Annotated in this window: 10 protein-coding genes and 3 pseudogenes; 8 read left to right on the top strand and 5 right to left on the bottom strand. The window is 57.7% G+C overall.

The window, feature by feature from the left end; translation table 11 throughout:
- Positions 1 to 89 precede the first annotated feature (89 nt).
- Positions 90 to 1,112: pseudogene (locus BN1189_RS01430) on the bottom strand (class I SAM-dependent rRNA methyltransferase); the annotation flags it as partial.
- A 219-nt stretch (positions 1,113 to 1,331) separates the two neighbouring features.
- Between BN1189_RS01430 and BN1189_RS01435 the strand changes: the two are divergent.
- The 3 genes from BN1189_RS01435 (at position 1,332) to BN1189_RS01445 (ending at position 4,240) form a co-directional block, all read left to right on the top strand.
- A complete protein-coding gene (locus tag BN1189_RS01435) occupies positions 1,332 to 2,666 on the top strand; it encodes a hemolysin family protein (RefSeq protein WP_052455562.1) in 1,335 nt (444 codons plus the stop codon).
- Between the two features lie 115 nt (positions 2,667 to 2,781).
- A complete protein-coding gene (locus tag BN1189_RS01440; RefSeq protein ID WP_040224834.1) occupies positions 2,782 to 3,660 on the top strand; it encodes a cation diffusion facilitator family transporter in 879 nt (292 codons plus the stop codon).
- A gap of 19 nt (positions 3,661 to 3,679) precedes the next feature.
- The gene (locus BN1189_RS01445) at positions 3,680 to 4,240 is read left to right on the top strand and encodes a hypothetical protein (protein ID WP_040224836.1); all 561 of its coding nucleotides are present in this window, start codon (positions 3,680 to 3,682) and stop codon (positions 4,238 to 4,240) included.
- 51 nt (positions 4,241 to 4,291) lie between these two features.
- Here BN1189_RS01445 and BN1189_RS01450 read toward each other — a convergent pair whose 3' ends face one another.
- Both BN1189_RS01450 and BN1189_RS01455 read right to left on the bottom strand, forming a co-directional pair.
- Entirely contained in the window at positions 4,292 to 4,609 is a 318-nt protein-coding gene (locus BN1189_RS01450; protein ID WP_052455563.1) for a hypothetical protein, read from the bottom strand.
- A gap of 131 nt (positions 4,610 to 4,740) precedes the next feature.
- A complete protein-coding gene (locus BN1189_RS01455) occupies positions 4,741 to 6,285 on the bottom strand; it encodes a carbon-nitrogen hydrolase family protein (RefSeq protein ID WP_040224837.1) in 1,545 nt (514 codons plus the stop codon).
- Positions 6,286 to 6,416: 131 nt separating this feature from the next.
- Between BN1189_RS01455 and BN1189_RS01460 the strand changes: the two genes are divergently transcribed.
- Genes BN1189_RS01460 through BN1189_RS01470 form a run of 3 tightly spaced genes read left to right on the top strand, consistent with a single transcriptional unit; the run spans position 6,417 to position 8,241 of the window.
- Complete coding sequence (locus BN1189_RS01460) at positions 6,417 to 6,842, top strand: disulfide oxidoreductase (RefSeq protein WP_040224838.1); 426 nt, start codon at positions 6,417 to 6,419, stop codon at positions 6,840 to 6,842.
- Positions 6,843 to 6,846: 4 nt separating this feature from the next.
- Complete coding sequence (locus BN1189_RS01465) at positions 6,847 to 7,314, top strand: thioredoxin family protein (RefSeq protein WP_040224841.1); 468 nt, start codon at positions 6,847 to 6,849, stop codon at positions 7,312 to 7,314.
- A 45-nt stretch (positions 7,315 to 7,359) separates the two neighbouring features.
- Positions 7,360 to 8,241, top strand: a complete 882-nt coding sequence (locus BN1189_RS01470) for an RluA family pseudouridine synthase (protein ID WP_040224843.1) — start codon at positions 7,360 to 7,362, stop codon at positions 8,239 to 8,241.
- A gap of 284 nt (positions 8,242 to 8,525) precedes the next feature.
- On the opposite strand, the gene BN1189_RS01475 is transcribed toward BN1189_RS01470, so the two are convergent.
- Positions 8,526 to 9,356 carry an aldo/keto reductase gene (locus BN1189_RS01475; protein ID WP_040224845.1) on the bottom strand — a complete coding sequence of 277 codons (831 nt, stop codon included), beginning with the start codon at positions 9,354 to 9,356 and terminating at the stop codon, positions 8,526 to 8,528.
- Between the two features lie 154 nt (positions 9,357 to 9,510).
- On the opposite strand from BN1189_RS01475, the pseudogene BN1189_RS01480 reads away from it, so the two are divergent.
- Positions 9,511 to 10,188, top strand: a pseudogene (locus BN1189_RS01480) (solute carrier family 23 protein); the annotation flags it as partial.
- Here the strand turns inward: BN1189_RS01480 and BN1189_RS01485 are convergent.
- Positions 10,185 to 10,793: pseudogene (locus BN1189_RS01485) on the bottom strand (aldo/keto reductase); the annotation flags it as partial. The pseudogenes BN1189_RS01480 and BN1189_RS01485 sit on opposite strands and share 4 nt — an antisense overlap.
- A 154-nt stretch (positions 10,794 to 10,947) precedes the next feature.
- On the opposite strand from BN1189_RS01485, the gene BN1189_RS01490 reads away from it, so the two are divergent.
- Positions 10,948 to 12,249, top strand: coding sequence for an NCS2 family permease (locus BN1189_RS01490; protein ID WP_040224847.1), 1,302 nt, complete (start codon positions 10,948 to 10,950; stop codon positions 12,247 to 12,249).
- The last annotated feature ends 43 nt before the right edge of the window (positions 12,250 to 12,292 follow it).

The following is a 12,292-nucleotide window of genomic DNA, read 5'->3' on the forward strand; positions in this document are numbered from 1 at the left end:
CGGAATTCCCGTTCGATCTTAAAGCGGCGGCCGGCGGACTTGAACGCCTTTTCGATGAAGCCTCGGAATTTCTTCATGCCGAAGCCCGCATGGTTCGTCGAAGCGATGATGATCCCGCCTTTCGCCGTGATGGAAATGGCGTCCTCCAGCAAAGACGGGTAGTCCTTCGCCGCGCTGAACGTCCGCTTTTTCGAGCGGGCGAAGCTCGGCGGGTCGAGGATGACGAGGTCGAATTCCTTGCCGTGGCGGCCGGCGTACCGGAAGTAGTCGAACACGTCCATGACGATGATCTCCTCGGCCTCATAATCGATGCCGTTCGCCGAGAACTGCTCGATCGTCTTCGGCAGGCTCCGCTTGGCGAGGTCGACGCTCACCGTCCCCGCCGCTCCCCCGAGCGCCGCGGCCACCGAGAACGCGCCCGTGTAAGAGAATGTGTTCAGCGTCCGGCGCCCTTCCGCGTATTCATCGCGGACCGCTTTGCGGACGTCTCGCTGGTCGAGGAAGATGCCCGTCATCGCGCCGTCGTTCAAGTCGACGGCGAACTGCATGCCGTTCTCTTTCACGAGAATTGGGAAATCCGGCTTTTCCCCGAAGACGAAGTCATCGTCCTCCACGTAGCGGCCCTGCGCATCAAACCGCTTCTTCCCGAACACCGACCGAACTTCGCGCAGGCCTCCGAGCACTTCATGGACATATTTTCGCATCTCGTAGATACCTTCGCTGTACCAATTGATGAGGAAGTGGCCGTCGTAGTCATCGATCGTCAGGCCGCCGATCCCGTCCCCTTCTCCGTTGAACAAGCGGAATGCCGTCGTTTCGGGATCTTCGTAAAACGATTCCCGCCGGCCGATCGCCTCTTTGATCTTCCGGGCGAAAAAGGCGGTGTCGATCTGCTCGTCCTCCTGATGGGTGAGGACCCAGCCCGCCCCTTTGTTTTGATTGCCGTGATAGCCTGTCGCAATATAGCGTCCGGCGGGGTCCGTCAGTCGGAGGATGGAACCTTCGCGGCCGAGAAGCGCCGGATCGCTGAAGGCTTCCTTCAAAAGGAGCGGCTGCCCCTTGCGTATGGCGGCCGCCGTTTCGGCATCCACCTGTACTTTTTTGATATCCATGTTTGTTCCGCCTTCCTGTCTGTTTTATTCATTATCGCACTCCTGACGTCCGCTGACGAATCTGCGGGCGCACGCGAGGTATTTTCGATTGTGTTTTACCCGGCATCCAGATAAAATTGAAGTAACTCACGGTTTTTCTCAATTAACAGGAGGTGTACACTTTGTCCTCCCCCTCATTCGGGTCAGGGACAAAGTCTTTATTTGGACATTGCCATACGATTGGCAGCTTTTGCTGCCTTAATCGCCCTCACCGCGTTTTTCGTCGCGAGTGAATTTGCAATCGTGAAAGTCCGGACGACGCGCATCGATCAGCTCATTGCGGAAGGCAACCGCAAAGCCGTCCGGGCAAAGAAAGTGATTTCCAATCTGGATGAGTATCTTTCCGCCTGCCAGCTCGGCATCACCATCACCGCACTCGGCCTCGGCTGGCTCGGAGAACCGACGGTGGAGCGCCTGTTGCGCCCGCTGTTCGAACGTTTCGAGATCCAGGGGAACATGGCGGCCGTCCTGTCGTTCCTCATCGCATTCTCCGCCGTCACATTCCTTCATGTCGTCGTCGGGGAACTGGCCCCGAAATCGGCGGCGATCCAGAGAGCGGAGTCGATCACGCTCGCCTTCTCCGGACCGCTGATCGCCTTCTACCGGCTCATGTACCCGGTGATCCACGGCATGAACGGCGCCGCCCAGGGACTCGTCCGGATGTTCGGCCTGAAGCCGATGTCCGGGTCCGAAGCCGCCCACTCCGAGGAAGAATTGCGGATGATCCTTTCCGACAGCCTGAAAAGCGGCGAGATCAACCAGTCCGAATATAAATATGTCAATAAAATCTTCGAGTTCGACGACCGGATCGCCAAGGAAATCATGGTTCCGCGGACCGAGATGATGACCGTGGAAAAAGACATGACGCTCCGCGAAGTGTTCGACGTCATGGGCGTTGAGCAGTATACGCGCTACCCCGTCACGGACGGTGACAAAGACCACATCATCGGCCTCGTCAACATGAAGCATCTCCTCACCGCCTTCATTAAAGATCCGGAAAGCGGCGCCCGTCCGGTGATGGATTTCACCCAGCCGATCATCCGGGTCATCGAGTCGATCCCGATCGGGGACCTGCTGCTGAAGATCCAGCGAGAGCGCATCCACATGGCGGTGCTCATGGATGAATACGGCGGCACGAGCGGCCTCGTTACAATCGAGGATATCCTCGAAGAGATCGTCGGGGACATCCAGGATGAATTCGACATCGACGAAGTGCCGGACGTCCAGGCCATCGGCGAGAATCATTACATTTTCGATGCCAAGATGCTGATTGAAGACGTGAACGACATCCTCGGCATCCACATCGATGAAGAAGACATCGATACGATCGGCGGCTGGTTCATGGCCAGACGCTATGATATCGTCAAAGGCGAAAAGATCATCGAACAAGGCTACGAGTTCCTCGTGAAAGACATGGAAGGCCACCATATCCTCTATATCGAGGTGATGAAGGCCGAACCGGAAACAGAATCGGAATCGGCCGTCGAGGACCATACCGCCGCAGCGGAATCCTGATCCGCTCCCCGGACATCTCGTCCGGGGATTTTTTCTGTTTGCATTCCTTCCCGGCAGCCGATGACAGGCGAAAACCCGGAAATTGGGGTATACTTGAGTGTCCGGGGGTGAACTCGTGGATCTTTATTCCAATCTGAAAAAAGGAGAGCGCGGCGCGTGGGTCAGCATCTGGACCTACGTCGTGCTCAGCATCGTCAAATATACGGCCGGGACCCTCGGCGCATCCGAGGCGCTGAAGGCGGATGCCCTCAATAACACGACCGATGTCATCGCGTCCGTTGCCGTTCTCGTCGGACTCCGGATTTCCCAGAAGCCGCCGGATGATCAGCACCGGTACGGGCATCTCCGGGCGGAGACCATCGCTTCCCTCATCGCCTCCTTCATCATGGCAGCGGTCGGCCTGCAGGTCCTGATCGGCGCGGTCCGCTCGCTCACGGTCGAGGAAGCCTCAACTCCCTCCCTCTTTACCGGCATTGTGGCGCTCGCAAGCGGGATCGTCATGCTGATCGTCTACCGGTACAATCTCCGGCTCTCCAGGAAAGTCGGGAGCGTGGCCCTGAAGGCGGCAGCGCTGGACAACCGGTCGGATGCGCTTGTCAGCCTCGGGGCTGCTGCCGGAATTGCCGGGGCCATCTTCGGCTATCCGATCATCGATACGATCACCGCCATCCTCATCGCCGTCCTTATCCTGCTGTCCGCCGGCGCGATCTTCAAGGAAGCGGTCTATACGCTCACGGACGGATTCGACGAGGAGGAAGGGAAGGAACTGTCGGAACTTGCAGAGTCGGTCGACGGCGTGCTCCGGCTGAAAGACTTCAAAGGCCGGATGCACGGGAATCACGTATTCATCGACCTGACCGTCACGGTCGATCCGTCGCTCAATGTGGTGGAGAGCCACCGGATCACAGAAGAAATTGAACGGCGGCTTGAAAAAGTGAAACCTTTCAGCACCGTGCTCGTACATATAGAGCCTGAACTTTCTAAAAACAGATAAAATAGGGGGCTCTTGAAACATGTACGATTTTGTTGATCAGAAGCGGGTCATTTCATTCACGCTTGCCGTCATCTTCTTCATCCTGGCTTTGATCGGGCCGGCGGCCATCCTTCTTCCGTTCAGGAACGGGTTCCTCACGAGGGAGGCGCAGGTGATCGGCACATCAGGCTGGTCGCTCATCACCGGCGGAGCCGGATTGCTTGCCATCGCAATTATTTTCGTCCTGTTCGCCGTCATGGAGAAAAAAGGGCTGATGATCGCGCTTTCGCTCGTATTGCTCGGAGTGGCGGCATTCGGGATTACACTGTCCGCCAAAGATTACTACTACTACACGCAGGACCGTTTCGTCATCAGCCCGCCGTTCTCCCTGGAGGCCCACACCTATCACTGGGATGACTTCGAGGAAGTCACGGAGAACCTGACGAAGGAAGGCGGCTCGCTCAAAGTCGAATCGGTCGACTTTCTCATGAAGGACGGAGCCCGCTATTCATTCGACTCCGGCATCATGGTCCAGCAATACCAGCCGATCATCTACGCAGTGGAGAACGCCGGCGGCAAGCATGTCCGAAAAGAAATTTGACATTGAAAGGCCCGGGAAGCGGTGATCGCTCCCGGGCCTTTTTCGGTTTGATCAAGAACCGTTGTTTTCTTCGTCCGTTTCATCCATCATGTCTTCGTCGTCGGATGTATCGGTGCCGTCCATGTCACCGGTGTCCGTGCCGGAGTCGGTGTCGGCATCAGTATCGGTGTCAGTGTCCGCGTCCGTATCGACGTTGACATCCGTATCCCCGCTGTCATCCCCTGCCGGAGCCTGGTCCATGTCCTCGGCCGGCGCGTTGTTGTTCACATCCACATCATCGCCGTCGTCGTCATTGTCCCCGCATGCCGCCAGCATGCCGACCGACAGGAATGTCGCCGCGCCGACTTTCAGCCATTTTTTCGCTTCCATGTTGAACGCCTCCTTGTTGACTCGCTTATAAAATGTCTGTCCCTACATCATTACCCGGTGCGGGCGCGTTCAATCATTTTCGGAAGAAATCGAAAAGACCGCCCGCAGTTTTGCACGGGCAGTCCGTCGGTTCAGTCTTTCCGGTATTCCACCCGGTACACGTCGTGCCGGCGGTCTTTCAGCTGCTTGACCGTACCGTCCTGGCGCTGGCGGCGGAGGATCTCCAGGTCCACGTCGCCGATCAGGGCCATCTCGACATTGGCGTTCGTCTCGCCGACGATGCCGTCGCGGGCAAACTCGAAGTCGGACGGAGCGAAGATCGCCGACTGGGCATACTGGATGTCCATGTTCTCCGTCTGCGGCAGGTTGCCGACCGTTCCGGAGATGACCGTGTACACTTGGTTTTCGATGGCACGCGCCTGCGCGCAGTAGCGGACGCGCAAGTATCCTTGACGGTCCTCCGTGCAGAACGGGGTGAAGATGATGTTCGCGCCCATGTCGGTCGCAATCCGGGCGAGTTCAGGAAACTCGATGTCGTAGCAGATCTGGATGGCGATCTTGCCGCAGTCGGTGTCAAACACCCGGACCGCATCACCGGCGCTGATCCCCCACCACTTCCGCTCGTTCGGCGTGATGTGAATCTTGTATTGCTTCTCGATCGAGCCGTCGCGGCGGAACAGGTAGGCGATGTTGTAGATTTCGTCATCGTCTTCCTTGACGAAGTGGGAGCCGCCGATGATGTTGACGTTGTAGCGGACGGCGAGGTCCGTGAACAGCTCGATGTAAGGCTCCGTATACTCCGTCATCCTGCGGACCGCGATGCTCGGGATCGGCTCGTCGAGGAACGACATGAGCTGGGTCGTGAAGATCTCCGGAAACACGACAAAGTCGGAATGGGCATCGGATGCCACATCGACAAAGTACTCGACTTGCCCGGCAAGATCATCGAACGACGAGATCTGGCGCATCAAATACTGGACGACGCAGATCCGGACCGGATAGCTCGTCTTGAAATGGCGCTTGGACTGCGGCTTGTAGTCGATGTTGTTCCATTCCATGAGCGTCGCATATCTGCGCGACGCCTTGTCGTCCGGCAGATAATCGGGGTTCACCCGCATGAGCGTGAATCCGTTCATGAGCTGGAACGTCAAGACAGGATCGTAGATTTTATGGCGTGAGACCGCGTCAACATACTCGCGCGGCGTCATTTCCTTTTCATGCTTGTAGTAGTTCGGGATGCGGCCGCCGATGACGATCGACTTCAGATTCAGCTTGCGCGCCAGGTCCTTCCGCGCTTCATACAGGCGCTGGCCGACTTTCATCCGGCGGTAGTCCGGATGCACCATCACTTCAATCCCGTACAGGTTGTAGCCGTCGGGATTGTGGTTCGTGATATAACCCTCATCAGTCACATCGTCCCACGTATGCTTGTCGTCGTACTCGTCGAAGTTGATGATGAGACTTGAGCACGAGCCGATGATCTCGCCGTCCAGTTCCGCAACGAACTGACCCTCGGGGAAAATGGCGAGATGGCTTTCCAGATGCGCCCGCTCCCACGGATCCATCCCCGGGAAACACGAATCCTGCATGCGCAGGATGGCGTCGATATCATCACGGGTCATCTCTCGGATCACCATGCTTTTTTCAAATGAAGACAAATCAAATTGTTCCGTCACGGGAGAGCCCCCTTCCATTGCACATTGACCATCATTATACTGCATACCCGCCGCCGATGAATATTATTTTACTTGCCCCGCCCTGCCCCCCTATAATCATAGTGGGGCTCAAACCGACAGGAGCGGATCGAATGGAGAAACGACTTGAAAACTCATTGCTTTTCCTGTGGACGGTCTCGCTGCTCGCGACGGCCGGTTCCCTTTACTTCTCGGAAATGAAGCAGTTCGTGCCATGCGAGATGTGCTGGTACCAGCGGATCCTCATGTATCCGATCGTCGTGATCGGCGCGGTTGCGTTCGTGAGGAAAGACTTCCGGGCTGCCGCCTATACAGCCGCATTGTCGGTGATCGGGGGCGTGATCTCCCTTTACCATTACGGCATCCAGAAAGTGCCGTTTCTCCAGGATTCAGCGCCTGCATGCGGCCAGGTGAGCTGCACAGGGGCTTACATCAACTGGCTCGGATTCATCACCATCCCGCTTCTTGCGCTCATCGCATTCATCATCATTGCCGTTTCCAGCTTTCTCATGCTGAAGTGGCAGAAGGAGTCGAAATAACCATATGAAGAAACTGCTCATCATCGGAGGCGCGGTCATCGTTCTTCTCGCGCTGCTCGTCTTCGTCAACAATCAATCGAACAAGTCAAAGCTGGCGGACAGCCCGTACGGCGATAAGCAGCTCAAGCAGTCGACGATCGACCAGCTCGACGATCCGAACTATCAGAACATCATCCTGCCGGACGAGCTGGAGAAGCGAATTGAATCCGGGGATCCGGTCACTGTTTATTTCTTCAGCCCGGAATGCTCGCACTGTCAGGAAATGACGCCACGCCTTGTGCCGATTGTCAAAGACATGGATGTGGATGTCGTGAAATACAACGTCCTGGAGTTTGAACAAGGTTGGAACCAGTATCATATCGAAGGAACTCCGACACTCGCGCACTTTGAGGATGGAAAAGAAGTGGACCGGATCGCTGGTTCACAGTCCGATGAAGCCATCCGGGCGTTCCTGGAACAATATGCGAAGTGAAATTGAAGCCGCGCGGCATGCGCGGCCTTTTTTGGAGGTGCCGGAATGGCGGTTGAATTTGATTATCAGGCAAGGACAGAAGGTTTGACGATCGAGGAGCTGCTGCGGGAGAAGTGGCAGCTTGGGAAGAAGATGGTCCATGAGCTCCGAATGGCGTCCGCCGTCACCGGGACGGACGGTGAACCGATCGGCTGGACACAGGGGCTGAAAGCGGGAGATGTCCTCCGGTTGCGGATTGCCGAGCCGGCGTCTTCTTACGCACCGGATCACGGGAGCCTCACGATCGCCTACCAAGACGAACACTGCCTCGTTGTCCACAAGCCCGCCGGCATGGCCGTCCATCCGAATGAGCCTGGCGGTACCGGCACGCTCATGAACCAAGTGATGGCCGAATCGCTGGCGGCCGGCCGCTCCTATGCCGAACACGTCCACCGGCTCGACCAGGGCACGTCAGGACTCGTCCTCATCGCCCGGCATCCCGTGGCAAAGGCGGTGTTTGACCGCATGCTTGAGAAAAAGGAGATCCGCCGGGTTTATTTCGCGGAGACGGACAAACGGTTCCAAAAGCCTCGCGGGAGGATCGACGCGCCGATCGGACGGGATCGCCACCACGCCACGAGGCGCCGGGTCTCCCCTTCCGGCCAGCCCGCCGTCACCCATTACGAAGTGCTCCGGGAAGAAAACGGCCGGTCGCTCGTCCGGCTGGAACTCGGCACGGGACGCACCCATCAGATCCGCGTTCACATGGCTTTCACCGGGCACCCGATCGTCGGGGATGCCCTCTACGGAGGCAGACGGGCGGATGGCGGTGGCTACCGTCTACATGCCGGGCAGATGGCGTTTGTCCATCCGTTCACCGGCGAGGAGTTGGTGATTGACGACCCGCAAGAACCCGTCTGGCTGGAGGAGTGGACGCGCGGGGATTAAGGCGGTTTTTGGCGGAGGGTGTGGTGCGCGGGAGTTACTGCAGAAGCCGATTTTCCCGGCGAAGATTTTGGCGGATGCATGCGGCGGTTTCGCGGATGCATGCGGCGGTTTCGCGGATGCAAACCCACCGGCGGAAAGTTTCGCGGACGCATGCGGCGGTTTCGCGGATGCACATTCTCCGGCGGAATGTTTCGCGGACGCATGCGGCTTTTTCACGGATGCAACCCACACCGGCATGGCAAAGCCCCGGACTTCATACGAGGTCCGGGGCTTTTCGTGTCTATTTAAAAATCGATATGGTCCGGGTCTTTGCCGGTGCGTTCGAAGCGGTTGATGCCGTCGATTTCTTCCATTTCGGAGTCGGTCAGCGAGAAGTCGAATACGTCGGCGTTTGCCTTCACTCTTTCCGGCCGCACGGATTTCGGGATGACGATGATGTCGTGCTGCAGATGCCAGCGGATGATGACCTGGGCCGGCGTCTTGCCGCGCGCTTCGGCGATGCGGGTGATGACCGGCTCGTCGAGCAGCCGCCCCCTTGCGAGCGGCGACCAGGCGGTCACGGCGATGTCGTTTTCCTGGCAGAACGAGCGCAGCTCTTCCTGCGAGAGATACGGATGCAGTTCGATCTGGTTGACCATCGGCTTGACGTTGGCCACCGCAAACACTTCCTCGAGATGGTGGCGGTGATGGTTGGAGACGCCCGGTACCCGGATGAGCTTCTCCTCGTACAGGCGCTCGATCGCCCGGTATGTATCGGCGAATTTCCCGACGACCGGCCAGTGAGTCAGGTACAGATCGAGGTAATCCATCTTTAGGTTCTCCAATGTTTTCTCGAACGCCCTGAGCGTTTCGTCGTACCCCTGGTCGGTGTTCCAGACCTTTGATGTGATGAAGATTTCTTCTCTCGGAATGCCGGAAGCCCGTACCGCTTCCCCGACCTGTTGTTCGTTGCCGTAAAGGGAAGCCGTGTCGATCGCCCGGTATCCCGTCTTCAAGGCGGCCATCATCGCGCGGATCGCCTCGTCCGGATCGGTCATCTTGTACACGCCGAGGCCGAGCCGCGACATTTCCACACCGTTGGCCAGTGTTTTCGTCGATTGCAGATTCAATTCCATCCAAATCCCCTCCTCGCATTGGTCTTTTCATTTTACCCGAGTCTGACAGGAGAATCGAATTTGCCGATTCGATGAAATGGGTTGAAATTCACCCCCAAAACGAATAATATGATGAATGGCCTTTAACTTTGTTCGTCTTTTGGGAGGATCCGAAATGTTTCAGCTGAAAGAAAACGGAACAACCGTCAAAACAGAAGTCCTCGCGGGAATGACCACATTCCTGACGATGGCTTATATCATCATCGTCAATCCGATCGTGCTGAGCGATGCCGGCGTGCCGTTCGACCAGGTGTTTATGGCGACGATCATCGCCGCGGTCATCGGGACGCTCTGGATGGCGCTGTTCGCCAACTATCCGATCGCCATCGCGCCGGGCATGGGACTGAATGCGTACTTCACTTCGGTCATCATCGCCTCCGACGGCACGCTCGACTACGTCACGGCGTTTTCCGCCGTGTTCGTCGCCGGCATCGTCTTCGTCATCCTGTCGCTCACGCCGCTCCGTGAAAAATTGATCGACGCCATCCCGCAAAACCTGAAACACGGCATCACGGCGGGGATCGGCCTGTTCATCGCATTCATCGGGCTCCGGCAATCGGGCATCGTCGCCCATCATGAAACGAACCTCGTCAAGCTCGGGGATCTCACTTCGGCGCCGGTGCTGCTGTCGCTGTTCGGCCTCATCGTCACCGTCATTCTCATGGCCCGCAACGTATACGGCGCGATTTTCATCGGAATGGCTGCAACCGGCGTCACGGCCTTTTTCACCGGGCAGCTGAAGTTCCAGGAAGGGTTCATCAAGATGCCGCACCTGCCGGAAGGGATNGTGATGACCGGCTCGTCGAGCAGCCGCCCCCTTGCGAGCGGCGACCAGGCGGTCACGGCGATGTCGTTTTCCTGGCAGAACGAGCGCAGCTCTTCCTGCGAGAGATACGGATGCAGTTCGATCTGGTTGACCATCGGCTTGACGTTGGCCACCGCAAACACTTCCTCGAGATGGTGGCGGTGATGGTTGGAGACGCCCGGTACCCGGATGAGCTTCTCCTCGTACAGGCGCTCGATCGCCCGGTATGTATCGGCGAATTTCCCGACGACCGGCCAGTGAGTCAGGTACAGATCGAGGTAATCCATCTTTAGGTTCTCCAATGTTTTCTCGAACGCCCTGAGCGTTTCGTCGTACCCCTGGTCGGTGTTCCAGACCTTTGATGTGATGAAGATTTCTTCTCTCGGAATGCCGGAAGCCCGTACCGCTTCCCCGACCTGTTGTTCGTTGCCGTAAAGGGAAGCCGTGTCGATCGCCCGGTATCCCGTCTTCAAGGCGGCCATCATCGCGCGGATCGCCTCGTCCGGATCGGTCATCTTGTACACGCCGAGGCCGAGCCGCGACATTTCCACACCGTTGGCCAGTGTTTTCGTCGATTGCAGATTCAATTCCATCCAAATCCCCTCCTCGCATTGGTCTTTTCATTTTACCCGAGTCTGACAGGAGAATCGAATTTGCCGATTCGATGAAATGGGTTGAAATTCACCCCCAAAACGAATAATATGATGAATGGCCTTTAACTTTGTTCGTCTTTTGGGAGGATCCGAAATGTTTCAGCTGAAAGAAAACGGAACAACCGTCAAAACAGAAGTCCTCGCGGGAATGACCACATTCCTGACGATGGCTTATATCATCATCGTCAATCCGATCGTGCTGAGCGATGCCGGCGTGCCGTTCGACCAGGTGTTTATGGCGACGATCATCGCCGCGGTCATCGGGACGCTCTGGATGGCGCTGTTCGCCAACTATCCGATCGCCATCGCGCCGGGCATGGGACTGAATGCGTACTTCACTTCGGTCATCATCGCCTCCGACGGCACGCTCGACTACGTCACGGCGTTTTCCGCCGTGTTCGTCGCCGGCATCGTCTTCGTCATCCTGTCGCTCACGCCGCTCCGTGAAAAATTGATCGACGCCATCCCGCAAAACCTGAAACACGGCATCACGGCGGGGATCGGCCTGTTCATCGCATTCATCGGGCTCCGGCAATCGGGCATCGTCGCCCATCATGAAACGAACCTCGTCAAGCTCGGGGATCTCACTTCGGCGCCGGTGCTGCTGTCGCTGTTCGGCCTCATCGTCACCGTCATTCTCATGGCCCGCAACGTATACGGCGCGATTTTCATCGGAATGGCTGCAACCGGCGTCACGGCCTTTTTCACCGGGCAGCTGAAGTTCCAGGAAGGGTTCATCAAGATGCCGCACCTGCCGGAAGGGATCATCGTCTGGAATCCGGTGTCAGCGTTCGGCGACGTCATTTCCCACGGCTTGTACGGCGTGGTCTTCGCTTTCCTCATGGTCACGCTGTTTGACACGACCGGCACGATGGTCGGGGTCGCCCGTCAGGCGGGCTTGCTGAAGAACGGCAAGCTGCCGCGCGTCCGTCCGGCTCTCCTCGCCGACTCCGTCGCCGCAACGGCCGGCGCGATGTTCGGGACGAGCCCGACGTCCGCCTATGTCGAATCCTCTTCGGGCGTGGCGGTCGGCGGCCGGACCGGCCTCACGACGGTCACCGTCGCGGCGTTGTTCATCATTGCGTCGTTTTTCGGTCCGCTCGTCGGCGCCCTGTCCGGCGTGGCGGCCATCACCGCTCCGGCGCTGATCATCGTCGGCAGCCTCATGATCGGCGTCGTGAAGGAGATCGACTGGGATGCATTTGAAGAGGCGTTCCCGGCATTCCTCATCATCCTCACAATGCCGCTCACATCGAGCATCGCGACCGGGATCGCGCTCGGCTTCATCTCCTGGCCGATCATCAAGATCGTAAAGGGGAAATGGCGGGAAGTCCATCCGCTTCTTTATATCTTCGCGATCATGTTCGCCTATCAGCTGCTGTTCCTTCCGCATTGATCAAAAAAACGGCCCGCACTCCAAATGGAGGCGGGCCGTTTTC

The organism is Bhargavaea cecembensis (genome assembly GCF_000826125.2).
GTDB lineage: Bacteria > Bacillota > Bacilli > Bacillales_A > Planococcaceae > Bhargavaea > Bhargavaea cecembensis_B.